This window comes from Streptomyces sp. NPDC027189 (assembly GCF_055566975.1).
The window spans coordinates 1-26,472 of the sequence record NZ_JBVHRI010000045.1 but is presented as its reverse complement, the minus strand read 5'-3'; the positions used below and the strand labels follow the sequence as shown (position 1 = coordinate 26,472).

Annotated in this window: 24 protein-coding genes; 14 read left to right on the top strand and 10 right to left on the bottom strand. The window is 70.1% G+C overall.

Annotation, left to right across the window (positions count from 1 at the left end):
• Window positions 1-38: 38 nt before the first annotated feature.
• The 5 genes from ACZ4RZ_RS47440 to ACZ4RZ_RS47420 are packed head-to-tail and all read left to right on the top strand — an operon-like array spanning window position 39 to window position 5,956.
• Window positions 39-1,520 carry an FAD-dependent monooxygenase gene (locus tag ACZ4RZ_RS47440; RefSeq protein WP_467753823.1) on the top strand — a complete coding sequence of 494 codons (1,482 nt, stop codon included), beginning with the start codon at window positions 39-41 and terminating at the stop codon, window positions 1,518-1,520.
• A 27-nt stretch (window positions 1,521-1,547) separates the two neighbouring features.
• Entirely contained in the window at window positions 1,548-2,507 is a 960-nt protein-coding gene (locus ACZ4RZ_RS47435; RefSeq protein WP_467753822.1) for an aromatase/cyclase, read from the top strand.
• Window positions 2,504-3,688, top strand: a complete 1,185-nt coding sequence (locus ACZ4RZ_RS47430; protein ID WP_467753821.1) for an FAD-dependent monooxygenase — start codon at window positions 2,504-2,506, stop codon at window positions 3,686-3,688. The genes ACZ4RZ_RS47435 and ACZ4RZ_RS47430 overlap by 4 nt, the downstream gene beginning before the upstream one ends.
• Window positions 3,675-5,162: an FAD-dependent monooxygenase gene (locus ACZ4RZ_RS47425; RefSeq protein ID WP_467753820.1), complete on the top strand. Its 1,488-nt coding sequence runs from the start codon at window positions 3,675-3,677 to the stop codon at window positions 5,160-5,162. The genes ACZ4RZ_RS47430 and ACZ4RZ_RS47425 overlap by 14 nt, the downstream gene beginning before the upstream one ends.
• Before the next feature lie 50 nt (window positions 5,163-5,212).
• A complete protein-coding gene (locus ACZ4RZ_RS47420) occupies window positions 5,213-5,956 on the top strand; it encodes an antibiotic biosynthesis monooxygenase (RefSeq protein WP_467753819.1) in 744 nt (247 codons plus the stop codon).
• A 67-nt stretch (window positions 5,957-6,023) separates the two neighbouring features.
• Here the strand turns inward: ACZ4RZ_RS47420 and ACZ4RZ_RS47415 are convergent, their stop codons facing one another.
• From ACZ4RZ_RS47415 to ACZ4RZ_RS47395, 5 genes are read right to left on the bottom strand one after another with little or no spacing between them, the layout of a single operon-like run.
• The gene (locus tag ACZ4RZ_RS47415; protein ID WP_467753818.1) at window positions 6,024-7,907 is read right to left on the bottom strand and encodes a hypothetical protein; all 1,884 of its coding nucleotides are present in this window, start codon (window positions 7,905-7,907) and stop codon (window positions 6,024-6,026) included.
• Window positions 7,904-8,239: a 4Fe-4S dicluster-binding protein gene (locus ACZ4RZ_RS47410; protein WP_467753817.1), complete on the bottom strand. Its 336-nt coding sequence runs from the start codon at window positions 8,237-8,239 to the stop codon at window positions 7,904-7,906. The genes ACZ4RZ_RS47415 and ACZ4RZ_RS47410 overlap by 4 nt, the downstream gene beginning before the upstream one ends.
• Before the next feature lie 30 nt (window positions 8,240-8,269).
• Window positions 8,270-9,064 (bottom strand): DUF3050 domain-containing protein, encoded by a 795-nt coding sequence (locus ACZ4RZ_RS47405; protein ID WP_467753816.1) that lies wholly within the window; start codon window positions 9,062-9,064, stop codon window positions 8,270-8,272.
• Window positions 9,065-9,110: 46 nt separating this feature from the next.
• Window positions 9,111-10,613 carry a glutamine synthetase family protein gene (locus ACZ4RZ_RS47400; RefSeq protein WP_467753815.1) on the bottom strand — a complete coding sequence of 501 codons (1,503 nt, stop codon included), beginning with the start codon at window positions 10,611-10,613 and terminating at the stop codon, window positions 9,111-9,113.
• Window positions 10,614-10,615: 2 nt separating this feature from the next.
• Window positions 10,616-11,920, bottom strand: a complete 1,305-nt coding sequence (locus tag ACZ4RZ_RS47395; RefSeq protein WP_467753814.1) for an amidase — start codon at window positions 11,918-11,920, stop codon at window positions 10,616-10,618.
• Window positions 11,921-12,198: 278 nt separating this feature from the next.
• On the opposite strand from ACZ4RZ_RS47395, the gene ACZ4RZ_RS47390 reads away from it, so the two are divergent.
• From ACZ4RZ_RS47390 to ACZ4RZ_RS47380, 3 genes are read left to right on the top strand one after another with little or no spacing between them, the layout of a single operon-like run.
• Window positions 12,199-12,645 (top strand): carboxymuconolactone decarboxylase family protein, encoded by a 447-nt coding sequence (locus tag ACZ4RZ_RS47390; RefSeq protein WP_467753812.1) that lies wholly within the window; start codon window positions 12,199-12,201, stop codon window positions 12,643-12,645.
• Between the two features lie 18 nt (window positions 12,646-12,663).
• Complete coding sequence (locus tag ACZ4RZ_RS47385) at window positions 12,664-13,326, top strand: sulfotransferase family protein (protein WP_467753811.1); 663 nt, start codon at window positions 12,664-12,666, stop codon at window positions 13,324-13,326.
• An 18-nt stretch (window positions 13,327-13,344) separates the two neighbouring features.
• Window positions 13,345-13,971: a dTDP-4-dehydrorhamnose 3,5-epimerase family protein gene (locus tag ACZ4RZ_RS47380; protein WP_467753809.1), complete on the top strand. Its 627-nt coding sequence runs from the start codon at window positions 13,345-13,347 to the stop codon at window positions 13,969-13,971.
• Between the two features lie 276 nt (window positions 13,972-14,247).
• Here the strand turns inward: ACZ4RZ_RS47380 and ACZ4RZ_RS47375 are convergent, their stop codons facing one another.
• Complete coding sequence (locus ACZ4RZ_RS47375) at window positions 14,248-15,261, bottom strand: Gfo/Idh/MocA family protein (RefSeq protein WP_467753808.1); 1,014 nt, start codon at window positions 15,259-15,261, stop codon at window positions 14,248-14,250.
• Window positions 15,262-15,456: 195 nt separating this feature from the next.
• On the opposite strand from ACZ4RZ_RS47375, the gene rfbA reads away from it, so the two are divergent.
• Both rfbA and ACZ4RZ_RS47365 read left to right on the top strand, forming a co-directional pair.
• Window positions 15,457-16,326 carry a glucose-1-phosphate thymidylyltransferase RfbA gene (gene rfbA, locus ACZ4RZ_RS47370; protein WP_467753807.1) on the top strand — a complete coding sequence of 290 codons (870 nt, stop codon included), beginning with the start codon at window positions 15,457-15,459 and terminating at the stop codon, window positions 16,324-16,326.
• Between the two features lie 59 nt (window positions 16,327-16,385).
• Window positions 16,386-17,462: a glycosyltransferase gene (locus ACZ4RZ_RS47365; RefSeq protein WP_467753806.1), complete on the top strand. Its 1,077-nt coding sequence runs from the start codon at window positions 16,386-16,388 to the stop codon at window positions 17,460-17,462.
• Window positions 17,463-17,577: 115 nt separating this feature from the next.
• Here ACZ4RZ_RS47365 and ACZ4RZ_RS47360 read toward each other — a convergent pair whose 3' ends face one another.
• Window positions 17,578-18,759, bottom strand: a complete 1,182-nt coding sequence (locus ACZ4RZ_RS47360) for a glycosyltransferase (protein ID WP_467753805.1) — start codon at window positions 18,757-18,759, stop codon at window positions 17,578-17,580.
• Between the two features lie 247 nt (window positions 18,760-19,006).
• Between ACZ4RZ_RS47360 and ACZ4RZ_RS47355 the strand changes: the two genes are divergently transcribed.
• The 3 genes from ACZ4RZ_RS47355 (at window position 19,007) to ACZ4RZ_RS47345 (ending at window position 20,992) form a co-directional block, all read left to right on the top strand.
• A complete protein-coding gene (locus tag ACZ4RZ_RS47355) occupies window positions 19,007-19,270 on the top strand; it encodes a hypothetical protein (protein WP_467753804.1) in 264 nt (87 codons plus the stop codon).
• A gap of 65 nt (window positions 19,271-19,335) precedes the next feature.
• Window positions 19,336-20,607, top strand: coding sequence for an adenylosuccinate lyase (gene purB / locus ACZ4RZ_RS47350; RefSeq protein WP_467753803.1), 1,272 nt, complete (start codon window positions 19,336-19,338; stop codon window positions 20,605-20,607).
• Window positions 20,591-20,992: a GNAT family N-acetyltransferase gene (locus tag ACZ4RZ_RS47345; RefSeq protein ID WP_467753802.1), complete on the top strand. Its 402-nt coding sequence runs from the start codon at window positions 20,591-20,593 to the stop codon at window positions 20,990-20,992. Before purB ends, ACZ4RZ_RS47345 begins: the two co-directional genes overlap by 17 nt.
• A gap of 59 nt (window positions 20,993-21,051) precedes the next feature.
• Here the strand turns inward: ACZ4RZ_RS47345 and ACZ4RZ_RS47340 are convergent, their stop codons facing one another.
• The 3 genes from ACZ4RZ_RS47340 to ACZ4RZ_RS47330 all read right to left on the bottom strand — a co-directional run bounded on the left by ACZ4RZ_RS47340 (window position 21,052) and on the right by ACZ4RZ_RS47330 (window position 26,077).
• Window positions 21,052-22,980: a multicopper oxidase family protein gene (locus tag ACZ4RZ_RS47340; protein WP_467753801.1), complete on the bottom strand. Its 1,929-nt coding sequence runs from the start codon at window positions 22,978-22,980 to the stop codon at window positions 21,052-21,054.
• Window positions 22,981-23,046: 66 nt separating this feature from the next.
• Entirely contained in the window at window positions 23,047-24,861 is a 1,815-nt protein-coding gene (locus tag ACZ4RZ_RS47335; RefSeq protein ID WP_467753800.1) for an ABC transporter ATP-binding protein, read from the bottom strand.
• Window position 24,862: 1 nt separating this feature from the next.
• The gene (locus ACZ4RZ_RS47330; RefSeq protein ID WP_467753799.1) at window positions 24,863-26,077 is read right to left on the bottom strand and encodes a ketosynthase chain-length factor; all 1,215 of its coding nucleotides are present in this window, start codon (window positions 26,075-26,077) and stop codon (window positions 24,863-24,865) included.
• 155 nt (window positions 26,078-26,232) lie between these two features.
• On the opposite strand from ACZ4RZ_RS47330, the gene ACZ4RZ_RS47325 reads away from it, so the two are divergent.
• A partial coding sequence (locus ACZ4RZ_RS47325; RefSeq protein WP_467753798.1) for a helix-turn-helix domain-containing protein occupies window positions 26,233-26,472 on the top strand: 240 nt, incomplete at its 3' end.

Sequence of the window (26,472 nt, the reverse complement as noted above, 5' to 3'; positions counted from 1 at the left end):
GGTCCCCATTGCAGAAGTCGAGGCTCAGGACAGGAAAAATGGAAACCGAGGTCATAGTTATCGGGGCAGGTCCTGCGGGACTGACGCTCGCGGCCGAACTCCGCCTCGGCGGGGCCGACGTCATCGTCTTCGAGCAGCGGGCCCAGCGGAGCTGGGAGTCGCGCGGCATCGGCTTCACCGCGCGCGCCACCGAGGCGTTCCACCAGCGCGGGATTCTCGAACGCCTGGAGAACATCGAGATCACCCGCCAGGGGCACTTCGGCGGCATCCCGATCGACTACGGGGTGCTGGAAGGGTCGCACTTCGGAGTGCGCGGCGCCCCCCAGTACAAGATCGAGGAAATGCTCGAAAGCTGGGCGCTGGAGCTGGGTGTGTCCGTGCGCCGCGGCTACGAGCTGACCGGCCTGAGGGACACCGGGGACGGCGTCACCGCGATCGTGCGAGGGCCGGAAGGACCCGAGGAGTGCTCCGCCCGCTACCTGGTGGGCTGCGACGGCGGGCGGAGCACCGTCCGGCGTCTGGCGGGCTTTGAGTTCGCCGGCTGTGACGCCACCCGCGAGATGTACCTGGCGGACGTCAAGGGCTGTGACATCAAGCCGCGGATGATCGGCGAGTTGCTGCCCAGCGGCATGGTCATGGCGGCGCCGCTGGAGCAGGGCTACACCCGCATCATCGTCTGCGAGAACGGGACGCAGCCGGACCGCAGCCGCGAGGTGACCTTCACTCAGGTCGCGGACGCCTGGCAGCGGCTGACCGGCGACTCGATCCACGACGGCGAGGCGCGCTGGGTGAGCGGCTTCACCGATGCCACCCGCCAGGCCACCGAGTACCGGCGCGGCCGGGTGCTGCTGGCCGGCGACGCCGCCCACATCCACCTGCCCGCCGGCGGGCAGGGGCTGAGCATCGGCGTGCAGGACGCCTTCAACCTCGGCTGGAAGCTGGCGGCGACGGTCAGGGGCCGGGCCCCCGAGGGCCTGCTCGACACCTACCACGCCGAACGCCACCCGGTGGGGGCGCGGGTGCTGCGCACCACGCTCGCCCAGGGGACGCTCAACCTCACCGGCAGGTCGGTCGAGCCACTGCGGACCGTCATGGCGGAGCTCATCGCGATCCCGGCGGTGGCACGGCACCTGTCCGGCCTGGTCAGCGGACTCGACATCCGCTACGAACTGGGCGGCCCCGACCTCGACCGGCCGGCGCACCCCCTGCTCGGCACCCGGATGGCCGACCGCGAACTGGAGCTCGCCGCGGGCGGTCACGACCGGATCGCACGACTGCTGCACCCGGCCCGCGGCGTCCTGATCACCGCCGACGCCTCGGGCGGGACGAGCCGGACCGCCGCCGGCTGGTCCGACCGTGTCGACCTGGTCCGGGTGAAGAGCTTCCCCGCCGGACCGGAGGAGGACGGCGCCGCGACCGAGTCGGTGCTCGTCCGCCCCGACGGCTACATCGCCTGGACCGCGCCGAACGGAGGCGGTCTCCAGGCCGCACTGCGGCGCTGGTTCGGCGAGGCCGCTTGAGACTCCGTTACCGAGAGGAGAACAAACGTGACCGAGAAATCGGTACGTGCAACGGAACACGAGATCAACGTCTCCGCCCCCGCCGAACGGGTGTACGCGCTGATCGCGGACGTCGGCAGGTGGCCGGAGACCTTTCCCCCGACCGTGCACGCCGAGGTCGTCGAGAAGGACGGCGACGCGGAGCTGATCCGGCTCTGGGCGACCGCGAACGGCGCCGCCAAGACCTGGACCTCCCGGCGCCTGCACGACCCGGAGCGCAGGAGCGTCACGTTCCGTCAGGAGCGGTCGCAGCACCCGGTCGGCGGCATGGGCGGCGCGTGGGTGGTGGAGCCCGTCTCCGCGACCTCGTGCCGGGTGCGTCTGCTGCACGACTTCCATGCGGCGACCGACGACCCCGCCGATCTCGACTGGATCAGCGAGGCGGTGGACCGCAACAGCGCATCGGAGCTCCAGGCGCTGAAGGCGAGCGCCGAGGCGACCGCCTCCGACGAGCTCATCACCTTCGACGACACCGTGGCGGTCGACGGGGCCGGCAAGGACGTCTACGACTTCCTCAACGAGGCGCAGCTCTGGCAGGAGCGGCTGCCGCACGTCGCCCGGGTGTGGCTGGAGGAGGACGAGCCCGGACTGCAGATCCTGGAGATGGACACCCGCACGAAGGACGGCAGCACCCACACCACGCGGTCCGTGCGCGTGTGCAAGGCCGCGACGGCCATCGTGTACAAGCAGATCGTCCTGCCCGCGCTGATGACGCTGCACACCGGGCGCTGGCTCATCGAGGAGCGCGAGGGCGGCGGAGTGTCGGTGACGTCGCGGCACACGGTGCGGATCAACACCGAGAACATCGCCAAGGTGCTCGGCCAGGACGCGACGGTCCAGACCGCGCGGGAGTTCGTCCGCACCGCCCTGAGCGGCAACAGCCTGGCCACCCTGGGCCTCGCGAAGGCCCACGCCGAGGGTGTCGCCGGCGGGCCTGCGCAGCCGTGATCCCGCCCCGGGCGGCCGCGCCGGTCGTCATCGTCGGCGCGGGCCCCGTCGGGCTCCTGCTGGCCTGCGAGCTGAGGCGGGCCCGGGTCCCGGTGGTCGTCGTGGAGCGCCTGGCCACTGCGATGACCGAGTCCCGGGCCAGCCAACTCACCACGCTGACCGCGGAGTTGCTGCACGAGCGCGGGTTCGACGCGCTGCTCGCCGAGGCCGCGCACGAGCCGCGGACGCACTTCGGCGGGCTGGGATTCGAGCTGTCCGACGTGGACAGCGCGTACGGGGGCAACTGGAAGGTGCCCCAGTACCGCACCGAGGCCGCGCTGGGCGAGCGGGCGGTGGAGCTGGGCGCGAGGGTGCTGCGCGCGCACGAACTGACCGGACTCACCGAACGGTCGGATCACGTCGTCTGCGCGATCCAGGGCCCCGGCGGCCGCCGGCTGATCCGGGCCGCGTACGTGGTGGGCTGCGACGGGGCCCACAGCACGGTGCGCCGACTGGCCGGATTCGCCGTGACGGCCACGCCGGCGACGAAGGAGCTGCTGCGGGCCGACCTCACGGGACTGCGGATCCGCGACCGCCGGTTCGAACGGCTCGACGGCGGGTTCGCCGTGGCGGCGACCCGCGACGGCGTCACCCGGGTCATGGTGCACGCGTTCGGTGGCGCACTGGCCGAACGCTCGGGACCGCCCGGGTTCGGGGAGGTCGTCCAGGCCTGGGAGAGCGTGACCGCAGAGGACATCTCCGGCGCAACTCCCCTCTGGCTGGACGCCTTCGACGACGCCAAGGGCCAGGCCGACTCCTACCGGCGCGGCCGGATCCTGCTGGCCGGCGACGCCGCCCACTGGCATCCGCCGGTCGGCGGCCAGGCGCTCAACATCGGGCTGCAGGACGCGGTCGACCTGGGCTGGAAGCTCGCCGAGACCGTGCACGGCCGGGCCGCCGCCGGACTCCTCGACACCTACCACGACGCACGGCATCCCGTTGCGGCCCGGGTGCTCGACTACGTCGCGGCCCAGGAACAGCTGATGTTCGGCGGCCCCGAGGCCGAGCCGCTGCGCGAGGTTGTCTCCGGGCTGATCGCGCTCGACCAGGTCCGCGCCCATCTGACGGCGGTGGCGAGCAACCTCGACGACCCGTTTTTGCAGGTACGCATGGGAGGCAGGAAAGACAGTGCAGGACTTTGACACAGACGTGATCATCGTGGGGGCCGGGCCCACCGGGCTCATGCTCGCGGGCGAACTGCGCCTGGCGGGGATCGAGGCCGTCGTACTGGAGCAGCTGACCGAGCCGATGCGGCAGTCCCGCGCACTCGGCTTCTCGGCCAGGACCATGGAGGAGTTCGGCCAGCGCGGACTGCTGGACCAGTTCGGCGACATGGGCGTCATACCGATCGGGCACTTCGGCGGCATGCCCCTGGACTACACCATCGTGCCGGGCGGCAACTTCGGTGTGCGGGGAGTCCCCCAGGCGCTGACCGAGACGATCCTGCACACGTGGGCGACCGGCCTCGGCGCCGAGATCCGCCGCGGCTGGGAGCTCACCGAACTGACCGCAGGCGACGACGGCGTCGAAGTGCGGGCGAACACCCCCGAGGGCCCGCGCACCCTGCGCGCCGCCTACGTGGTGGGCTGCGACGGCGCGCGCAGTGCCGTGCGCACCCTGTCGGGCATCGACTTCCCCGGCTACGAGGCCACCCTCGAGATGCTGATGGCCGACGTCGCCGACGTCCAGGTGCGGCTGCGTCCCACCGGCGAGCTCGGCGACGCGGGAATGGTCGTCGTGCTGCCCGTCGGCCCGAACGCCACGCGCGTCGTCGTCTTCGAGCGGGGAGCGGGCGTGCGCCCGACCTCCGAGCCCCCCACCTTCCAGGAGGTGGCCGACGCCTTCAAGCGGGTGACCGGCGACGACATCCACAGCGGCACACCGCTGTGGCTGAGCTACTTCACCGACTCCAGCCGCCAGGCCGCGCAGTACCGCAAGGGCCGGGTCTTCCTGGCGGGCGACGCGGCGCACATCCACATGCCGATCGGCGCGCAGGGCATCAGCGCGGGCCTGGGCGACGCCGTCAACCTCGGCTGGAAACTCGCCGCCGAGATCCACGGCCACGCCCCGGACGGGCTGCTCGACACCTACCACACCGAGCGGCACCCCGTCGGCGCCCGCATCCTGGCCAACACGCTCTCCCAGCGCAGTCTGTACCTCGGCGGCCCCGAGATGGAGCCGATGCGGTCGGTCTTCGCCGAACTGCTGGCCTACGAGGACGTCCAAAAGCTCCTCGTCGGCATGGTCACGGGCCTCGACATCGCCTACGACGCCGGAACCGGCGACCACCCGCTGCTGGGCCGACGGCTGCCGGACTTCGCTCTCACCGGCGACCCGGCCGGCGAGGTGAGCGCCTACGAACTCCTGCACGGCGGGCGCGGCTTCGTCCTCGACCTGCGCGGCGGGGACGGCCTGAACACCGCCGCGCAGCCCTGGACGGACCGGGTCGACGTCGTCGTGGCGCAGTCCCGGCCCAAGGGCGCGCTCGCGGATGTCGAGGCGCTGCTGGTCCGCCCCGACGGCTACATCGCCTGGATCGGCTCCGGCGGATCCGGCACCGCCGGCCTGACGGACGCCCTGAGCCGCTGGTTCGGTGCGCCCCGCGACACCCACTAGGACATGACGCCCCGCCGTCGCGGGCGCTCAACTCGAACCCAGGAGGAACCATGCCGTTCATCAACCCCGAAGACGGGCACCTGACCGTCCTCAACCTGTTCAAGACCGACACCCGCGCCCGGGTGGACACGCTCGTCAAGGAGATGAAGGCGATCGTCGACACCGCGGCGTTCCCCGGCTGGATCTCGAGCACCGTGCACCGTGGCGAACAGACGCCGGGAACCGCGAACTTCATCCAGTGGCGTGGCATGCAGGACCTGGAGTCGCGCTACAACGACAGCGAGTTCAAGCACCACACCGTTCCGGTCTTCCGGGAGATCACGACCTTCGTCCGCCTGATGCAGACCGAAGTGGAACTGAGCCAGCGCCACCCCGCGCTGGGCGACGCCACCGAGGTCTCACCCGACCGCGACGACTACACGGTCATCGAGATCCTCGGCGTCAACCCCGCCGAACAGGGCGCCCTCGTCACCACGCTGGGCACCGCCCACTCCTGGCTGGTGGACGTCCCCGGCTACCGTTCGCAGAGCGTGCTGCGCGGCATCCGCTCCCGCAACCTGGAGGGCGGCGAGGGCACCCTGGCCACCGTCGGCGCGGACAACGACTTCGTCGTCGTCTACTCCCAGTGGGACGGCAAGGACTCCTACGACGCCTTCCGCACGCAGGCCGACGCCCAGTGGTCCTCCGCGCGCCGCGGCTTCCAGGACCGGCGCAACTCCCTGACCACGAGCGCCGACTGGAACAGCTACCGCGCCGTCCACACCCGCTCCGCGTCGCAGCCCGTGACGGTCTGACCTCCCCGACACCGCACACACGTGGGGCCCCCTGACGGACAGTCAGGGGGCCCGACGTGCTTTCCGGCTATGCGGCGATCTTGTTCCAGTGCCACGGGGAGTCGAACGAGGTGACCTCGATGTGCGCGCCGTCGGCGACCAGGGTGGCGGCCAGGGTCGTCGCCTTCGCGATGAACCCGGAGGTCCGGTGCGCCGCCAGCAGGTCCTGCTCGTCGAACGGCAGCCCCTCGCAGCGCAGCAGCCGCAGGTCCATGAACCCGCCCAGCTTTTGGCCCAGTACCTCCACCGCCTGCGGACTGCGCACGGTGAAGCGCACCTTGGCCGCGACGTGGCCGTTGTGGTGCTGGTCGGAGTAGTAGGCGATGTCCGGGATCGCCGGCGGGACGAAGTGGTCGCGTGCCGCGATCTCGGGGACCTTCGGGAGGTTGCCGACCAGGAAGTGCCATGAGTTGTACTGCATCCGCGAGGAGATGGCCCACGAGGTGTCGGCCAGCCGGCCGGCGGAACCGCCGAAGAGCCGGCGGGACTCTTGCGAGGGCACGACACAGCAGAAGAAGTGCGGGATCTCCCAGCCGGCGATCGTGGGATACGCCTTCGAGCGCAGCGCCGCGATCAGCGCCGGCAGCGACCGCATCCCGCGGCTCATCGCGAAGTCGGCGTCGAACACCGCGGTCGCCGCGCGCACGGTCTCATAGACCAGGGACTCCAGGCCCGTGCCGAACTCGCCGTGCGGTTCGGCCAGCCGGCCGGGCGAGGCCTCGAGGTCCGCGGCCAGTTCGGCGAGGGTGTCGCCGGTGACCGGGAGCCGCTCGCGCACGCGTGCGACGAGCTCGGCCTCCAGCCGCTGCCCGTCGTTCTTGACGGGACCGGCGACCCGCTCGATCTTGTGCATCAGCGGGCCGTAGATCTCACGGTAGAGCTGCACGGTTTTCATGAGTTCCCGGCGCCGTCCGGCCAGCGCCTTGGCGAGCTCGTCGAGCTCGGCCACCCCATGCGAGGCCGGGGCCGGCACCGGGGGCAGCGCGGGGGAGGCCGCGTTGTAGGCCGTGCGCGTCCGCTCCAGGAGCAGGGCCATGTGGTCGAGCGTGAGCTGGGTCCCGTTCGCCTCCTCGATGCGGGAGTACCCGGCCGACCGCACCAGCAGCGTGAGGCAGACCACCAGGAGCACGTCGCTGTCCGACCACAGCTCCAGCGGCACGCCCGCCAGGCTGCTCAGCGCGCAGTCGGGGTGCCCCGGCCGCAGCGTCTTGCCCGTCAGTGTGTTCTGGCCGCGGAAGTTGGTGTACTGGCGTTCACCGGCGTAGAGGATGAACGGCGCGGTCCTGAGCGCCGCCTCCGTCAGGTCCGCCAGCAGCGCATTGCGGCCGTCGGCGCCTGCCGTCAGCAGCCACTGGCGGCAGTCGGCCACCGACTCGTGCCACCGGCCGGCGGCCTGAGCCAGTTCGGCCTGGTAGTCCGCGAGGTCCTCGGCGGACCACGGCACCCGCAGCACGCCGTCGACCAGGTCGGCCTCGGAGCTCAGCGGGCCCTTCGACGGAACCCGGACGACGACCCGGCCGCTCTGGTCCAGCCCGATCTCGCCGAGGAACGCGGTGGCGGCGCCGTCGGCCCGGTCGGTGGTCCGGCCGTCGTCCCGCCAGGACCTGCCGGCCAGGACCTTCAGCGCGGCCTCGGCCTCGACGGGCAGCGCCCGCAATTGGATGTCCGCCGGGACGTGCCCGGCGAGCGTCAGCAGCGTGTCCACGGCCGTGGCCAGGTCCGGTGCGGCGCTCGCCTGCTGCCAGGTCTTCTTGAGCAGTGTCGGGAACCCGGCGTCGTCCGCTGTCAGGTAGTCGGGTTCGCTGGTGGCACCGGCCCGTTGGCCGAGCCTGCTGGGCCTGCGGGACTGCCGCGCCTTCGCCAGGGCGGCCCTGCGGGTGAGCGTGTCGTCCCGCTCGGTGGGGAGCGTCATGCCGTTCCCCCGGCCGTCAGGTCGATGTGGTCCCACATGCGGGCCTCGGTGGCGGTCCACTCCTCGTCCACATAGATGCAGTCGACGGGGCAGACCATCACGCACGTCGGGCAGCCGGAGCAGAGTTCGGGAATGATCACGACGTTGAGTCCGTCGTCGAAGATCGCCCCGAACTCGGGCGGGCAGCTGCGCAGGCACGTGTCACAGGTGATGCATTCCGACGTCTCGATGCGGCGCGGTGGTTTCTTCCAGTTCTCATCGCGGGACTGCCGGGCGATCCGCTCGGTGCGTTGGGAGGCGGCTACGGAAGGAGTGTCTTTTACCCTTGGCATGCTGTGCTCACCCTCACAAGAGATGGCCCGTCAGCGGGAGCGCTTGGTGACCGCGTCCGAAATGCCGTTCCACAGACCCGTCCTGGCCGCGAGCGCGCGGTCGATGGTCTCCTGGCACTCGGCCCACTTGGCCTCGTCGTCGCCGCACAGGTCGGCGAGCATCTGCATCGCCATCGGCGTGTGCTCCTCGGCGTCCACCTGGATGTGCCGCCTGAGGTAGTCGACGAAGGTGGACAGCGAGCCGTGGCCGGCGTTGAGCGCGGCGACCTGGTCGAACATGTCGGGGATCAGGTCCTCGCGGCCGAAGGCGAACGCCGCGGCCTGGCAGTGCACGGGGGAGTGCTCGATGAACTCCCAGGTCGTGCCCACGAATTCGGCCACCGACTGCGGCACGCCCGCCTCCTTCAGTGCGGCGGGGACGGGACGCCCCTCGCGCAGCAGGGCTATGAAGGCGTCGATGCGCGAGGTGTCGGCGCCCGACTGGCGCATGCCGTCGAGGTACAGCTCGAAGTGGCTGATGAAGCCGTCGCCGAGCTCGTCGCTCTCCTCGACGAGGACGATGTCGTTGATGAGCCGGCGGCTTCCGGTGGCGGCGGACGGCACCCACGGCACCTCGACGCACGTGAGCCGGCGCTGGAGGGACTTGAGCAGGGACATGAAGTCCCACACCGCGAACACGTGGTGCTCCATGAACGTGACGACCGCGTCCACCGTGTTCAGCTGGTGGTAGATCGGGTGGCTGAGGACCTTCTGACGGGACGGCTCGATGGCTTCCTTGAGCGTCTCGATGGCCGGGTTGGTTCCGTCCCATTCGTACCGTGACATGTCTGTCAACTCCCTGTTCTCTGGGGTGCGTTCATTGAGGGGGTGCTTAGAAGGCGCCGAAGTACTCGCGGTGTTCCCATTCGGTGACGTCGCCCGGGGCGTTCTCGGGAAGTTCGGCCGCGCACCAGGCGTCGAACCGGGCGGCCTCGCTCTGTTTCAGCTTCGCCAGGCACGCTTTGAGCGGTGCGCCGAGCAGCCGTTCGGCGCTCTCGCTCGCGCGGAAGGCCTCCAGGGCCTCGCGCAGCGTCCTCGGCAGGGGAGCATGGGGGCTACGGCCGGACGCAGCGCCGGAGAGCAGCCCTTCGAGGCCGGCGTGCAGCTGAGAGGCGATGGCGAGGTAGGGGTTGGCGCAAGGCTCCCCGATGCGGTTCTCGACGTGGGTCGAGCTGCCGCCGCTGAGAACCCGGACCATAGCGCTGCGGTCCTCGAACCTCCAGTCGACCAAGGTCGGTGCGAGCGTGAACTCCGGAGCCAGCCGCCGGTAGCCGTTCACGGTCGGAACGGACAGCAGAGTCAACTCCCGCGCGCGGGACAGCAGGCCGCCGATGTAGGCCTCGCCCGCGGGGGAGATGGCGTCCTGCAGGCCGTCGCCTTCGGCGAACAGGTTGAGGTTGGTCTTCGTGCTGGTGACGGACTGGTGCAGGTGCCAGCCGCTGGGGTCGAAGCCGGCGAGGCGCGGCAGGGTCATGAACGACGCGTGGTAGCCGCGCCGCCTGCACTCCTGCTTGAGCTGGGTGCGCAGCAGGAGCATCGCGTCGGCGGCGTCCAGCGCCAGCATCGGGTTGAAGGTCGTCTCGAGCTGTCCCGGACCCGACTCGTGCTCGAACGAGCGCAGGGGCAGGCCCAGTTGCATGAGCATCGCGGCCAGCGGGTCGGCGACGTCGGCCACCGAGTCGTAGTAGCTGTCGAGGTTGAACTGGTAGCCGGGGTTCACGGCCTCCACCTCGGGGGCGGGCCCCTGAAGGCCGAAGCCGTTGCCCGCGTTGCCCACCGGGCCGCCGGCGAGGCGGGTGAGGTACCACTCGACCTCGAGACCGATGACCGGGGACAGGTCGTGCCTGGCGTACTCGGCGCAGACCCGGCGCAGGACGTCGCGGGCGGACAGCGGGTGCGGGGTGCCGTCGCGCAGGTACTCGTTCCCGAGCACCCAGGCGGTCCTCGGCTCGGCCTTGGGCAGCACCTGGAACGTGCGCGGGTCAGGGACGAGTACGAAGTCGCCCGCGCCGAGCAGTTCGCCGACCCCGACCCCGGCGTCGGCGAGGAAGTCGACGGCCACGGCGTGACCGGTGTCGAAGAGGAACGGGCCGGCGCTGAAGTCCATGCCGTTGCGCAGCACCGCGCGGAACACGTTCGCGGGCACCGTCTTGGACCGGGCGAGTCCGTGCGGGTCACAGAACACCACCCGGACGAGATCGACCTCGTCCAGCTGCAGTTCGACCTGCTCGGCTGCGGCGGCCTGCCGGTCATCCCAGAGCCCGAACTCGGCGACGAACGAGGGGCGGCCGACGCCGCTCTCGTCGCCGTGCAGGGACCACGACCTGGAAAGCATGGTCATTTTCCTTTCGTTGCGATGCCGGGGGGAGTCAGGGTGAGGCCGAGCGCCGTCTCGAGGAGTCCGGCGGCCCAGAGCACGCGATGGTCCTCGCCGACCCGGCCCACCAGCTGGAGCCCGACCGGAAGCCCGGCCGGCGTGAGGCCGACGGGCAGCGACAGGGCGGGCTGGCCGGTGAGGTTGAACGGGTAGGTGGCGGGGGACCACGCGAGCCAGCGCAGGTCCCCGGGGTCGGCGGCCCAGGGCGGGGCGATCGCGTCGGCGGCGAAGGGCTCGATCGGAACGGTCGCCATGGCCAGCAGGTCGTAGTCCTCCATGACCTGGGCGAGCCTCGTTTGCAGAGCGAGCCGTGTCTTTTCGGCACGGGCCACCGCGGCGCCGCTCAGCAGGCGCCCGTACCGCACGACCGCGAGCCGGCCCTCGTCGCACCACGGCTCGTCCTCCGGCGCGGTGCCGTTCGCTTCGGCGGCGGCAAGGATGTCCACCAGGGCGTCGTAGGGGTCGGGGAACGGGGCCTCGATGCGCTCCACGCGGTGTCCCAGCGCGGTCAGCACCGGCAGGACTTGCTCGGTGGTGTCGCGGAGCGCGCCGGACGTCCCGCCGAACTCGATCCAGCCGATGCGCAGCGGGGTGTGCGCCGCCGCGGGCGCCGGCGCAGGAGGCATCGAGTGGGGGTCGCGGTGGTCGGGGCCGGCCAGCACCGGCATGAGTTCGCCGACGTCCGCCACACTGCGCGCAAGCGGCCCGACATGGGACAGCCGTTCCGCGCAGGGCGGCACGTAGGGGATCCGCCCGAAGGAGGGCTTGAACCCGACCACGCCGCAGAACGCCGCGGGGATGCGGACCGACCCGGCCCCGTCGGTGCCGAGCGAGGCGGTGCACAGGCCCGCCGCGACAGCGGCCGCCGACCCGCCGCTGGAGCCGCCGGCGGTCCTGTCGAGCGCCCAGGGATTGCGGGTGGGGGAGGCCACCCGGCTGACGGTGCTCGCACTCCATCCGTACTCCGACGTCGCCGTCTTCCCCACGACGATCGCGCCCGCGGCCCGCAGCCGGGCCACGCAGGGCGCGTCGGCGGCGGTGCGACGGTTCGCCAGCAGTGACCCCCGCCTGGTGGGGAGGTCCTGCGTCTGGATGAGGTCTTTCACCGACACCGTGACGCCGAGCAGGGGCCGGTCGCGGAAGGCGGCCGCGCCGAGACCCGCCACGAGGCGGTCGGCCGCTTCGGCCTCCCGCAGCGCGCGGGCCTCCGCGACCTCGACGTAGGCGCCGAGCTCCGTGCCGCTCTCACGGATGGCGGTGAGCACGTCCAGCACATGCCCGGCGACCGTGGAATGACCCTCGAGAAGAAATTGCCGTGTTTCGCGAATGCTGCGGCAGACCGGCTGCCTACTCGTGGTTGTGGTGGACTCTGACACGAGACCACTACAAGTCATCGACTGAATTCCATGCAACTTACGGATTGCGGGTGTTTCATCTGCGCCCATTCCGCAGTTGAACAACGATTTCTTGCGAATGGTTCGGGCGCCGAGCAGCATGTTTTCCCAGGTAATTCATACACGCTTATCGCACAGGAGAAGATCCGATGACTCCACGGATGGACAACCCTTCCCTGGTCGTTCCCGGCGCCCTGCAGCCCCTGCTCGACCTGAGCGAGGTCATCGGCAAGGTCGGCGTGCCGCAGACGACCCTCGACCTCGTCCGGCTGCGCGTCAGCGAGATCAACGGCCGTGCCTACACGCTCCCGGACACCCCCGAGAAGGCGGAGAAGGTGGACGAGCGCCTTCCGCTGGTGGCCGCCTGGCGGACCGAGTCCTGCTTCAACGACGCCGAGCGCTCCGCGCTGGAGATGGCCGAGGCCATCACCTTGATGACCGATCCGCAGGACATGGCGCCGGACGAGATCTGGGAGGAGTCCGCCCGGCACTACAACGACGAGCAGCTCGGCGCGCTGGTCATGCACATCGGCCTGGTCAACTTCTGGAACCGCGTGAATGTCGCCACCCACCAGGAACCCGCGGTCTGGCGCTGAGGAAGGGGACACAGAACCGTGTTGAAGCTCATCAACGCCGGTCTGGGCAGGACCGGCACCACATCACTGAAGGTGGCCCTGGACCGGCTCGGTCTCGGCCCCTCCTTCCACATGTTCGACATCGTCGGCGACGAGGAGCGCCTCAAGCAGTGGGAGAAGATCGTCTGCGACGGAGAGCGCCCCGACTGGGCGGCGGTGTTCGACGGTTACCGCTCCGCGGTGGACGGTCCCTGCGCGATCTACTACCAGCGGATCAGTGAGGCTTTTCCCGAGGCCAAAGTGATCCTCACGGTGCGTGACGCCGAGAGCTGGTACCGGAGCACCTACGACACGCTGTACCAGTTCGCCCTCCGGAGCATGCAGAACCCGCCGGAACCCGGATCCCAGCAGGCCCGGCTGTTCCGCGTCACCAGCACCATGGTCTGGGACGGCCTGTTCGGCGGCCGGTTCGGCGACAAGGACCACGCCATCGAGGTCTACCACCGGCACAACGAGGAGGTCGTGCGCGCCCTGGGCGCGGACAACGTCCTTGTCTACGACGTGAAGCAGGGGTGGGAGCCGCTGTGCGCGTTTCTCGGCGTCGAGGCACCCCAGGAGGAATTCCCGCGCGCCAACGACACCGCGTCCATGCGCCGGCGGATCGCCCAGGCGGCCGGAGCCGGTCCGGTCTCCACCGGCTGAACCAGCGAGGAGCATGCGGTGTTGATCTCGGAAATGACGGTCCCCGGCGCGTACCGCGTCGAACCCGAGCCCCTGAGTGACCGGCGGGGGTATTTCTTCGAATCGGTGAAGGCCAGCGCTCTGCTGGCCGGCAGCGGCTGGGAGTTCGCGGTCCGCCAGGTCAACTTCTCGGTATCCAGGCGGAATACCCTCCGGGGCATTCACGGCACCAAGGTCCCGCCCGGGCAGGCGAAGTTCGTCACGTGCGTGCGGGGCAGCGCACTCGACATCGCCGTCGACATCCGTGTGGGTTCGCCGACGTTCGGCCACTACGACGTCACCTACCAGAGCCCGGAGACGGGGACGGCCGTGTACCTGCCCGACGGGGTCGGCCACGCGTTCCTCGCCCTGACCGACGACACGTGCATGAGCTACCTGTGCTCGCAGGAGTACGAGCCGGGAACCATGATCGATGTCGACGCGCTCGATCCGGATCTCGCACTGCCCTGGGATCTGAAGGAACCGCCGATCCGCTCGGACAAGGACGCCGCGGCCCCCACCCTGGCCCAGGCGGCGGCCGCCGGTCTCCTGCCGACCTATGAGCAGTGCCTGCCGCGCCGACTCCCCGCGCTGCTGAACAGTTCAGCCGGCCGGCACGACGGATGACCGCGACGCACATCTGATGCGCCACCGCGCCGCGAGACGCGGGACACGGCTGCGGGGCGGACGCCGGACTCCACACGGGTGCACCGATCTGACGGCCCGCCCGGTGAAGCCGACGACCGAGCTGCCCGCTTGCGATCCGGTGCAGATCATGCCGTGCCGGATCGACGTCGCCGATGGACAGGTTCACCCCTCCAGCAGCACGAGAAGAACGGCAGCCGGCGTCCGCGGACGCCGACTGCCGTTGTCTGTTTCCGAAAGGACCTCACCTGCCCCCGCTCACCGGGGCTCCTGAGCGAGGGCGTGCGCGCGGATCCGGGCCATCAAAGCGGCCTGCCGCAGCAGCTCGTGGTGGTGCGCCGGGCGGGCCGCCGGATCGCGCACGGCGTCGTGGAAGGCGGTGAACACGCCGAGGAACTGGTCGGATGCCGGGGCGGTGATCCTGGTCTCGCGGTCCTTCTGCTGGAGCCGCAGGACCGGCCGGGCACTTGGTGCGGGGGTGAACGCCCATTCCAGTATCAGACGTCCCTCGCTTCCCCAGAGGTCGTAGGTCGACCGGTAGCTGTGGGACAGGCCGAAGGAGCAGTTCGCGGTGACGCCGCCGTCGTCGCCCAGCAGCGCCACTCCGGAGACGTCCACGCCCAGTTGTGGATCGGACTTCAGGCCGGCCCCCAGGACCTGCGGCGAGGACCCGAGGTACTCCTGGGCCGCGCGCACCGGATAGCAGCCGACCTCCCACAGCGCCCCGCCGCCGAGGTCCGCCTGGTACTTGATCCCGCGCGGGTCGGTCGGCGGAATGCCGAACACACCGTTGTAGGCCCGGAGTTCCCCGATGGCTCCGTCGGCCACGAGGGACTGCGCCTGGTCGTGCTGGGGGTGTCGGAGGAACGCGAAATTCTCCATGATCAGCAGTCCGCGCTCCTCGGCGAGCGCGACCAGGGCCCGGGCGGTCTCCTCGCTGGGCACCGCCGGCTTCTCGATCAGGACGTGCTTTCCCGCGTTCAGCGCCCGACGCGCCCACTTCGCGTGCTCGCTGTTCGGCAGCGGGATGTAGACCGCGTCGATGCCGGGCAGTTCGAGGAGCCGGTCGTAACCCGCGACGGCCGCGCAGTCGAAAGAGGCCGCGACGCCCTCGGCTTTCTCCTGAGAACGGCTTGCGACCGCCACCAGGTGGAACGGCGACTCCCGGATCGCCGGGAGGGCCCGCCGTACGGCGATGTCGGCGCACCCGATGATGCCGATACCGGCCCTCCGCTCGGATTCGAGAACGGGCGTCAGATCTTCGATTTTCACAGGTCCACCTAAACGACGATAGGAATGCGCATGCCTGAACCGGGATTACGTCAGCCTGGGTAAGCGGAGCCGTGTTTGTCAACATTCAAGCCATTCACCATCCGCGGCATCGGAGGAGACTTTCGGCCGTGTGTTATCCCGATATAAAGTGCGGGCATCGCCTAATGGGCACGAAGTTACTGAGGAGGCGCCACGGTGAAGGGCATCATCCTGGCCGGCGGCAATGGTACGAGACTCCATCCGATCACTCTCGGTGTCTCGAAGCAAATGCTCCCGGTTTACGACAAGCCGATGATTTACTACCCGCTGTCGGCCCTGATGCTGGCGGGGATCACCGAGATCGAGATCATCACCACCCCCGACGACCTGGAGATGTTCCGCCGGCTGCTGGGCGACGGCTCCTGGCTCGGAATCTCCCTGACCTATGCGGAGCAGGACAAGCCCCGAGGGCTCGCCGACGCGTTCCTGGTCTCCGCGGACCACATCGGCGACGACTCCGTCGCCCTGGTGCTGGGCGACAACATCTTCCACGGATACGAGTTCGGGCCCCTGCTCCAGCGGGCCGCGCAGAACATCGAGGGCTGCGTCCTCTTCGGCTATCCGGTGCGCGACCCCGAACGCTACGGCGTCGGCATGGTCGATGAGCAGGGGAAACTCACCGCTCTCGAGGAGAAGCCCACGCATCCGCAGACCAACATGGCGATCACCGGGCTGTACCTCTACGACAACAAGGTCGTGGACATCGCGCGGCAACTGCGGCCCTCGGAACGCGGAGAGCTGGAGATCACCGATCTCAACCGCGTCTACCTGGAGCGGGGTGAGGCCACGCTGATTCCGCTCGGCCGCGGTTTCGTCTGGTTGGACACCGGAACCCATGACGCTCTGATGGAGGCCGGGGATTACGTCCAGGTCCTCGAACACCGTCAGGGTGTGCGCATCGCCTGTCTCGAAGAGATCGCCTGGCGCATGGGATACATCGACCAGGAGGCCTGCTACCGGCTCGGAAGCCGGCTGGCGAACTCTTCCTACGGTCAATACGTGATGGAAATGGCGCAGGCGGGCTGAGCCCGAATGAGGCCCCGCAGCATCGAATCCACCTTCTCACCGGAAGAAGTGCAATCGCCATGAAATTCTTGTTCACCGTCGGCGGCAGCCAGGCGGCCGTCTTCGGCGTCGCCCCGCTCGCCGCGGCCGCGCGGAACGCGGGCCACGAGATCCTGCTGGCCGCCGACGAACCGCTGATGTCGGCCGCACAGTCCGTCGGGCTGCCCGCGGTGTGCATCACTCCCGAGCGCATGCGGTACGGCCAGGACGCCATGACGGCCACCGTCCGGCTCGACGCCCTGCTGGAGCTGACCGAGCAGTGGACCCCCGATCTGGTCGTCGGCGGTCTGTCCCATGTCCCCAGGGTGCTCGCCGCCCGCCTCAAGGTCCCCTACGTCCGCCATATATGGCACATCGCCCCGATGGCCCGCCGTGACCGCACGGCAGTGGCGGAGCTCCAGCCGGAGCTGGAGCGCCTGGGGCTGACCGAGTTGCCGGCACCCGACCTCTTCATCGACCTGTGCCCGCCGTCCCTGCGACCGCCGGGCGCCCCCGCCGCGCGGTCGATGCGCTGGGTCCCCCGGGTGCGTCAGAGCCGGCTCGAGCCGTGGATGTACACCCGCCCCGAGGGGCGCCACCGGGTGCTGATCACCGCGGGAACCCGCAACCTCATGCTCGACACCCCCGGCAGCTCGCTGCGCAAGCTGGTGGACGAGCTGACCGGGGCGGGAGCCGAGGTGCTGATCGCGGCGCTCCCCGAGGCCGCCGAGCGGTTCGGCGCGGACCTGGGCGACGTCCGTATCGGCTGGATCCCCCTGGACGTGGTCGCCCCCACCTGTGACCTGGCGGTCCACCACGGCGGCGCGACCACCGCCATGACGCTGATCAACGCGGGCGTGCCCCAGCTGATCATCCCCGACAACGGCTACGGCAAGGCTGTCGCGGAGGCCGTCCGCGACTTCGGCGCCGCCCTGATGGTGGACCGGCACCGGCCGCAGCCGGGCCGAAACCCCGACGAGGTGACCGCCGCGGGCTGCCGGGAGATCCTTTCGGACCCCCGGTACGCCGAGCGGACGCGGATCCTCGCGGCGCAGACCGCGTCGCTGCCGACCCCCGCCGAGGTGCTGCGCGACATGGAAGCCCTCGCCGCTCGCTGATCGGTCGCGCGGCGCCGGGCCGGCCGCCCGATCGGCCTCGCAGACGCGAATCGCCCTGAAACCGACGGAGAGGTTCTCCGTGGTCTCAGGGCGATTCGCGTTGCCGGGGGTGAACCTACCGGGATGCCAGCGCCTCCAGCTTGGGCACGATCTCGGCGGGCGTGGGAAGCGTCGCGATCTCCTTGGCGAGGAACTGCGTCCGCTCCGTGTAGCTCGGGTCCTCCAGCAGCTCCCGGCAGGCCGCGGCGATCACTTCGCCCGGCGCCTTGTCGGGTTCCTGCGCCTGCGGCCACAGCGTCTTGCCGGCGCCGAAGCCGCTGATGGCCGCGGCGATGGCCTCCCGGTGGTAGTTCGGGGGGAACTCCGGCGGGTTCTCGGGGATGATCAGCTGCGGTACGCCGTTGGCCATGAGAGTCGTGGCGGTGGTCGCGCCGCCGTGGTGGACCGCCAGGTCACAGGTGGCAGCGGCGACGTCGATCGGGATCCAGCCGACGCGCGCGTCGCCCAGGTCCGCGCCGAACCGCTCGGCGGCGCCGGGGGACGCCGCGATCAGCACCTCGGCCCCCAGCTTGTTCAGCTCGCTCACCAGCAGCGGCATGGACCAGCCCGGGTTGCGGAACATGAGGCTGCGGAAACCCGAAGTGATCAGAACGCGGCGGCGTCCCTCGGGGCGGGTGTACATCCAGCGCTCGAGCCGGCGCTGCGGGTTGCTCGGGATCCAGCGCAGCGGCTGTGCGGCGGGGTCGTGGGAGGGCCGCAGCGACGGCGGGGTCGAGTCGAGGAGCAGGTCGGGCTTGAGCAGCCCGTCCACGCCCAGGCGCTCCAGTTCGGGCCGCAGCTCCTCCTCGGCGCCGGGGTCGATGCCGGTGAGCGGGATCCCCAGGTACTCGACCTGGCGCACGTAGGGGACCTTGAGGTGGGCGGCGAGCAGCATCGCCGCGTAGCTCTGCGAGCTGCCGACGACCACGTCCGGGGTCCAGTCCTTCGCCAGCTCCAGCAGGGACTTCACCCCGGCCAGGCCCATCTGCGCGAAGCCACGGCCCTGGCCGAACATCTCCTGGTCCCCCAATTCCCGGGGGAACCGCAGGCCCTTGCCCGGGTTGGTGATCCGCATGAAATGCCGGATCGGATCGACCGTGAAGCAGAATGTGGGAAGTCCAATGGCTTCCGCGGTTTCCACCCACGGCTCGTGGGCGGCCAGCATGACCTGATGGCCCGCGTTTCGCGCGGCCGTCGCCAGCGGGGCAGCGGCATAGTAGGTGGCCTGGCTGCCCGTGGTTATGAACAGGATTTTCATGGCACTCCGGATGCTTTTCGTGAGACGCGGCCTAACGCATTTACGAACATCACCGATGGTCCGCAACGCGCCCTTTTCTGTCAAACATCCTCAAATGGCAACCCTGTTCAATTGCGGATTTCGCGCAGTTGAACAAGGTGTACGCCGGGCCTCGTTGCGCAGCCCTTGGCGGCTGACCATCATGAGGTCAGAACGTGTGGCGAGGAAGAAGCCTCAGGAAAACGGATACCGAAAGTCGGTGGCACACATGAACAATTTGATCTACAACGCCCGAATGGCTCTCCGTGACGTCATGGAAGTGAACATCTTCACCCAGGGAAACGACAAGGTCTATCTGACCGTTTTCCCGGAGCTGGTCTGGGAGGGCTCGAAGGAGACGCAGTCGGAAAAGGTCATCCTGTCCGTCATCGACCGCCTCCACGACATGGACCTGGACGTCGCCGGCGGCGAGTCCGCCATCCAGACACTCCTGGACTCCGGATCCGTGGAGATCATCCGCAAGGCCGCCTGAACGCCGGTGCACCGGGCCTGTGCACCCTGCGGGCCGGTGGTCATTCCTGAGGAGGTACAACGGTCGTGATTTCCCGTTACGCATTGCCGGAGATGGCGGAGCTCTGGTCCGACCAGGCCCGCTACGCGACCTGGGCTCGGGTGGAGGTTCTGGCCTCCGAGGCGCAGGCGCTGCTCGGACGGGTTCCCGACAGCGCCCTTGCGGACATCCGGCGGGCCCGGGTGCCTGCGGCGGCGTACGTCGCGGAGCTCGAACGCGAGCGCGACCACGAGATCCTCTCCTTCCTCGCCGCCTTCTGCGAGGACATGCCGGAGGACTCCGCGCGGTGGGTGCACCTCGGCATGACGAGCTACGACCTCGTGGACACCGCCCTCGGGCACACCCTCGCCCAGGCCTGCGACCTCCTGATCGACGCCGCCCGGCGGCTGCGCGGGGTGCTGGTGGACAAGGCGGTCGAGCACTGGGACACGGCGTGCATCGGGCGTACCCACGGCATGCACGCCGAGCCCACGACGTTCGGCCACAAGCTCGCCGGATTCGCCTTCGCGATCGACCGCTCGATCCGGCGGCTGGCGGACGCGCGTGAGCAGGTCGCGGTGGGAACGGTCTCCGGCTCTGTTGGGACCTACGGGCTGATCGACCCCTTCGTCGAGGAGCACGTGTGCGCGGCGCTCGGCCTGGGCGTGGAGCCGGCGCCGAGCCAGGTCGTGGCCCGCGACCGGCACGCCCAGCTCGTGCAGGCGATCGCGACGCTGGGCGCCTGCGTCGAGCAGATCGCCACCGAGGTCAGGCTGCTGTCCCGCACCGAGGTCCGTGAGGTGGAAGAGCCCCGCACGGCCGCCTACCAGGGGTCCAGCGCCATGCCGCACAAGCGCAACCCGACGACGAGCGAGCGCCTGTCCGGGCTGGCCAGGCTGCTGCGCGGGTACGCCGGGACGATGCTGGAGAACGTGGCACTGTGGCACGAGCGGGACCTGTCGCACTCCTCCGTCGAACGGGTCGTGCTGCCGGACGCGCTGACTGTCGCGCACTACCAGGTGACCGCGGCGGCAGGCCTGGTCGGGGGACTGCAGGTGTTCCCCGACCGGATGCGCACCGCGATCGACCAGACAGGCGGACTGGCCTACAGCTCGGCGGTGCTCGCCGACCTGCTGGAGGGCGGCAGCGAGCGCGAGCGGACCTACCGCAGGGTCCAGGACGCCGCGAACGGCGAGGACTTCTTCGCCCGGCTCAGGGCCGAGGGGATCGAGACCGCTCTGCTGACACCCGAGCGCTTCCTGACCCGCCATGACGTCATTTACAAGCGATTGGACAAACTGCGTGAGCTGGAGCATTGAGCGGGAGAACGGATCCGACCTCGACCTCGCGGACGTGCTGCGGGTCTACGAGGAGTCGGGTCTGGGCGAGCGCCGGCCGATCGAGGAGACCGAGCGCATGGCCGCGATGGTGCGCAACGCCAACCTGGTGGTCACCTGCCGCGTCGACGGCGAACTGGTGGGCATCGCGCGCAGCGTCTCGGACTTCGCCTACGTGACCTATCTTTCCGACATCGCCGTCGTCCGCGCCTACCAGCGGGCGGGCATTGGCAGGCAGCTCATCGACGCGACCCGCAAGGAGGCGCCGCAGGCCAAGATCGTCCTGCTGTCGGCGCCCGCTGCGACGCAGTACTACCCGCACATCGGCTTCACCGCGCACAACTCCGCGTGGGTGCTGAATCCCTGAGCTTTCCGTTTCCCCAGTGCCCGCGCCGGCCACCACCGGCGCGGGCACTGGGCGTTGCGTCAGTGGTGACCGCCGGCGTGCAGATGGGCGGCGGGGCTCACCACGAGGGGGCGCACCATGTGCTGCTCGTGCTCCAGCATGTGGCAGTGGTGGACGCCCCGGCCGACGACGGGGAAGCGGACTGCCACGGTGACCAGCTCGCCCGGGGTGCCGTTCGGGCCGGGGGTGATCTGGCCGGCCGTCCCCACCCGGATGGTGTCCTTCTCCCCGAGCTCGTGCGGTTCGAGCTCCGCCGCCGCCTTGAACGCGATCGGCCTGGCCGAGCCGCGGGTGATGCGGTCGAATCCGCTGACGTCGTAGTTCTCGCGGGACAGCACCTGGAAGTGGGCCAGGTGGATGTGCATGGGGTGGGGACTGGCGGCGAGGTTGAGGTACTTCCAGATCTCCACGCCGTCGTGCGCCGCGGTGAACGTGTTGCCGTCGTCGTAGGCCATGGCCGTCCTGCGCAGCGTCACGAGGGTGCCCTCGGCGTCCTGGACCTGGACGATGCCGGCGGCGGGCAGCGTGATGCCCTGCGGGTCGGTCTCCTCCATCTCCCACAGTTCGGGCATGTTCGCCGAGCCGGGGCCGACCAGCACCACCCAGCGGGGGGCGCGGTCGTGCGGCAGGTCGTGGTGGGTGGGCCGTTTGAAGGTGGGCGAGAGGACCTCGGGCAGCGCGAACCGGGTGGAGGGTCTGCGGTCGGCGACGCGGAACTGCATCACGTCGGGTTCCAGCAGGTCGTTGCGCTTGCTGGCCTCGCCGGGCGGGACGCCCTGCAGCGTGTTGACCAGCTTGAGGGTCTGGCCGCGGAACGCTTGGAAGTCGACCAGCACGTCGGCGCGCTCGCCGGGGGAGAGGTTGAGCGCCCCCTCGACCGGCAGCGGCTTGTCGATCAGGCCCTGGTCGGTGCCGATCACCTTCAGCGCCCCCGGGACGGGCCGGCCGTCGGCCAGCAGCATCAGCCGGTAGATCCGGGAGTTCGCGGTGTTGACGATCCGCAACCGGTACCAGCGCGGGTCGACCTCGAGGTAGGGCCAGATCACGCCGTTGACCAGGGTGTAGGGGGCCGCGTGCGGGCGCATGAGGCGCTGCGCGCCGACCATCTCCACCTTGTGGACCAGCCGGCCGGTGAGGGCGCCCGAGGCGTCCACGTCGAAGTTGCGGTCGCTGAGGATCAGCGGCACCTCGTGTCTGCCCTGGGGCAGGTCCAGCGCCCGCTCCTCCGCGTTGCGGGAGATGAACATGCCCGCGAGACCGGCGAACACGCTGAAGCGGCTGACGTGGTGGGTGTGGTCGTGGTACCAGAGCGTCGTTGCGGCCTGGTCGTTCGGGTACGCCGACAGCTGTACGTCGCCGGGAGCGACGAGGTTCTCCATCCAGCCGTCGTTGCCGCCGCCGGTCAGCATGCCGTGCAGGTGCACCGCGGCCCAGGGATCGAGGCCGGCCACACCGGGGACCTCCTGGCAGCCGTCTGTGCCGGGGTAGTTGGAGAGCGGGTCGGGGGAGGGGCCGCCGGCCAGGCTGAAGTCGACGGCGGTGACCGGGATGTTGCCCGTCAGGTGGTTCTCCCAGGCGACCCGGAGCGGGCGGCCGCTGACCGTCTCGATCGTCGGACCCGGGTAGGCGCCTTCGTAGGTCCACATCGTCACCGGCGGGAGCTCGGAGTGCAGGGTGACGTCGGCGGTGCGCATGCGCACGGTCAGCTCGTCATGGCCGCCGTGGTCGCGGGGGCGGAGCACCGGCGGGATCCGCAGCGGATCCTTGAACTTGGTCAGCTTCAGTCCGGCCGCCGACGGCTCGCTCCCGCCGGGGGCCGCGTCCCCCGATGTGGCGAAGACGGGGGCGGCGGCCACCAGGGCGCCCAGGCCGGCGATGGCGCCGCCCCGCAGCAGCGTGCGGCGGTTGAGTCCGGGCCGGTCCGGTATTGCGGCAGATGCAGTCTCCATTCGCGCGACGTTAGGGATGACCGCTCCAGGCGGGCTCGAAGTCCGCTTCAGTACAGGGCCGCCCGCTCAGGGCGCGACCTGCAGGACCGCCGTCTCGGTGTCCCGGTTGACGAGCGTGGCGTAGTGGCCGCCGAGGCCGAGCAGCTCGTCGTGGGTGCCGCGCTCGGCGATGCGGCCCCGCTCCAGCACGATGATCTCGTCGGCGTCGCGGATGGTCGACAGCCGGTGGGCGACCGTGATGGTGGTGCGGCCTGCGCTCGCCGCGTCGATGGCCTCCTGGACGGCCTGCTCGGTCTGGGTGTCCAGGGCGCTGGTGGCCTCGTCGAGCACCAGGACGGGCGGGTCGCGCAGGATGGCGCGGGCGATGGCCAGGCGCTGCTTCTCCCCGCCGGAGAACCGGTATCCGCGCTCGCCGACCACCGTGTCGTAGCCGTCGGGCAAGGACATCAGATAGTCGTGGATGTGCGCGATCCGCGCCGCCGCGACCAGTTCCTCGTCGGTCGCGTCCGGCTTGGCGAAGCGGAGGTTGTCGGCGACCGAGGCGTGGAACAGATAGGTCTCCTGGGAGACGACGCCGACCGCGGCGGCGAGCGTGTCGAAGGACAGGTCGCGCACGTCGACGCCGTCGATGGTGACGGCACCGGACGTCGCGTCGTACAGACGCGGGATGAGATAGCTCAGCGTGGTCTTGCCCGAGCCGGTCTCCCCGACGATCGCGAGGCTGCTCCCGGCGGGGACGCTCACGTCGATGGCGTCCAGCGTCGGCCGCTTTGCCCCCGCGTAGGAGAAGCCGACCCCCCGCAGGCGCACGTCGCCTCGCAGGGCGGCCGGCACGACGGGCCGCTCCGGCTCGGCGACGTCGACGGGCAGGTCGAGGTACTCGAAGATGCGGGCGAACAGTTCCAGTGAGCTCTGGATGTCCAGCCCGATGGTCAGCAGCCGCTGCGCCGGCCGGAACAGGGTCTGCTGGAGGGTGGTGAAGGCGACCAGGGAGCCCAGGGAGATGGCCATGTGACCGCCGTGTGCGGTCAGTCCCGCGACCCAGTAGATGACCGCGGGCATGGAGGCCATGACGATCCAGATCGTGGACTGGTACCACAGGCCCGCCGTGCTCGCGCGCACCTCGATGTCGGTGAGCTTGCGGGACTGCCCGGCGAAGGTGTCGGTCAGTGAGCGGGAACGGCCCATGGTGTGCCCGAGCATGATCCCGCTGACCGACAGCGACTCCTGCACCATCGAGGAGAGGTCGGCGAACTGACGCTGCCGCTCGCGCGTGATGGCGCGGCGCTCGTCCCCGACGTGGCGGCTCACCCAGACGAACGCCGGGAGCATGACCAGGGATGCGATCGTGAGCCGCCAGTCGAGCAGGGCCATGGCGGTGGTCGTGGCGACGACGATCGTCAGGTCCGACACCAGCGCCGTGGCGGTGGTCGTCACGGTGACCTGCATCCCGCCGATGTCGTGGGCGATGCGCGACTGCACCTCGCCGGTACGGGTCCGGGTGAAGAAGGCCAGCGACATGCGCTGGAGATGGGCGTACACGGCGGTGCGCAGATCGTGCATGACGAGCTGGCCGATCCTGGCGGAGACATGGGTCTGCCAGACGTTGAACGAACTGGTGGCGATCGAGACGACGATCATGCCCAGGGCCAGCAGTGACAGCAGACCGGTCCTGCCCTGCGGCAGCGCCACGTCCATGATCTCGCGGATCAGGAACGGGTTGACGAGGGAGACCAGGGATGAGCCCGCGACCAGGAACGCGACGAACAGCAGGCTCTTGCGATACGGGCGGAACAGCCTGAGGACGCGTTGCTTTTGCACGGGGAGATGAGCAGTGGCCGACCCGGTGGTGGTCACCCTGGTCTCCTTCTCTTCGGTCATGTCAGGCGATGGAGCGCAGGACGAGCGCGGAGTTGAAGCCGCCGTGGCCCCGCGCCAGGACGAGAGCCGTGGTCACGGGGGTGTGCCGCGGCGTGGTGACCAGATCGAGGTCGTAGTCGGGGCAGAGCGCGACGTTCGCCGTCGGCGGGATCACCCCGTCCCGCATGGCCAGCAGGGCGGTGGCCACATCCAGCGGAGCGGCCCCCGAACCGAGCCGTCCCGTCATGGTCTTGGGCGCGGTGACGGGGACCGCCCGGGGCCCGAAGACCTCGGTGATCGTCGCCGCCTCGATCCGGTCGAGCTCCGGGATGCCGGCCGCGTCGGCGAAGACGAGGTCGATCTCGGCCGGCGACAGACCCGCGTCGTCCAGCGCGATCTCGACGGCCTTGCGCAGCGTCGGCTCCCGCCCGCTGTCCGGACTCGGGTCGAACGTGGATCCGTAGCCGCTGATCTCGCCGTAGACCTGACTCGCACCGCGTCGGCGCGCGGCGCCGGCGTCTTCGAGGATCAGCAGAGCTCCGCCCTCACCGGGCACGTATCCGGCCGCGTCGGCGTCGAAGGGGAGATACGCCCGGTCCGGCCGCTCCTCGGTGCTCAGCTTCCCGGTGGTCAGCTGGGCCACCCACCCCCACGGACAGATGGCGGCGTCGACGCCGCCGGAAAGGATCAGATCGCTGCCCTTGCGGACCAGACGACGCGCGTGCGCGAGGGCGTCGAGGCCGCCCGCCTGGTCACCGACCACCACGCCGCTGGGACCGCGCAGACCGTGCCGAATCGAGATCTGGCCGGTGTTGACCGCATAGAACCAGGCGAAGGACTGATAGGCGCTGACGTACTGGCTGCCCTTGCTCCAGAGGTTCTGGAGCTGCCCCTGGCCGAACTCGAAGCCGCCGGAGGTGCTCGCGGTCATCACGCCCATGCCGAACGCGTCGGCTTCCTTCGCGCTCACCCCGGCGTCGGACAGCGCGTGATCGGCGCCGACGAGGGCGAGCTGGGTCATGCGGTCGGTCTGCGGGATGAGCCGGCTCGGCAGGTGCTCCTCGACGGTGAACCCGTCCACCTCTCCGGCCAGCTTCGATGGGTAGCGCTCCGGATCGAAGCGCGTGATACGGCCGATGCCGCTCCTGGAGGCGCGGGTGGCCTCCCAGTAGTCGTCCACGCCGAAACCGTTGGGGGACACGACGCCGATGCCGGTCACCACGACCTGGGAGCTCATCTGATTCCTCCGTGGATACTCCGCCCTTCAGGGCGGAGAGGAAACGGACTCCTGCGGAGCAGGACAGGGAAAGCCGATGCGCCGCCAGGGCGGATCGGCGTCCGTCGTCCAACTGCCCGCTGAGAGTTACGAGTTGGTTTGCTAGTTTGTGGGATGTGGCCACTCACGTGAGGCGGGCGTATCGGTACCGCTTCTATCCGACTGATGCGCAGGCGGCCGAGTTGTCGCGCACGTTCGGGTGTGTGCGGAAGGTCTACAACTTGGCGCTCGCCGCCCGCACGGAGGCATGGACGCGGCGGCAGGAGCGGGTCAGCTACAACGCCACGTCGGCGATGTTGACGGCGTGGAAGAAGACCGAGGAGCTGGCCTACCTGTCCGAGGTGTCCTGCGTGCCG

Bases quoted from the DNA above. Each gene is read 5' to 3' on its own strand.
- ACZ4RZ_RS47440 (WP_467753823.1), top strand. From the start codon at position 39: ATGGAAACCGAGGTCATAGTTATCGGGGCAGGTCCTGCGGGACTGACG.
- ACZ4RZ_RS47420 (WP_467753819.1), top strand. From the start codon at position 5,213: ATGCCGTTCATCAACCCCGAAGACGGGCACCTGACCGTCCTCAACCTG.
- ACZ4RZ_RS47415 (WP_467753818.1), bottom strand. From the start codon at position 7,907: ATGACGCTCCCCACCGAGCGGGACGACACGCTCACCCGCAGGGCCGCC.
- ACZ4RZ_RS47410 (WP_467753817.1), bottom strand. From the start codon at position 8,239: ATGCCAAGGGTAAAAGACACTCCTTCCGTAGCCGCCTCCCAACGCACC.
- ACZ4RZ_RS47405 (WP_467753816.1), bottom strand. From the start codon at position 9,064: ATGTCACGGTACGAATGGGACGGAACCAACCCGGCCATCGAGACGCTC.
- ACZ4RZ_RS47400 (WP_467753815.1), bottom strand. From the start codon at position 10,613: ATGCTTTCCAGGTCGTGGTCCCTGCACGGCGACGAGAGCGGCGTCGGC.
- ACZ4RZ_RS47390 (WP_467753812.1), top strand. From the start codon at position 12,199: ATGACTCCACGGATGGACAACCCTTCCCTGGTCGTTCCCGGCGCCCTG.
- ACZ4RZ_RS47365 (WP_467753806.1), top strand. From the start codon at position 16,386: ATGAAATTCTTGTTCACCGTCGGCGGCAGCCAGGCGGCCGTCTTCGGC.
- ACZ4RZ_RS47360 (WP_467753805.1), bottom strand. From the start codon at position 18,759: ATGAAAATCCTGTTCATAACCACGGGCAGCCAGGCCACCTACTATGCC.
- ACZ4RZ_RS47355 (WP_467753804.1), top strand. From the start codon at position 19,007: ATGAACAATTTGATCTACAACGCCCGAATGGCTCTCCGTGACGTCATG.
- ACZ4RZ_RS47340 (WP_467753801.1), bottom strand. From the start codon at position 22,980: ATGGAGACTGCATCTGCCGCAATACCGGACCGGCCCGGACTCAACCGC.
- ACZ4RZ_RS47335 (WP_467753800.1), bottom strand. From the start codon at position 24,861: ATGACCGAAGAGAAGGAGACCAGGGTGACCACCACCGGGTCGGCCACT.
- ACZ4RZ_RS47330 (WP_467753799.1), bottom strand. From the start codon at position 26,077: ATGAGCTCCCAGGTCGTGGTGACCGGCATCGGCGTCGTGTCCCCCAAC.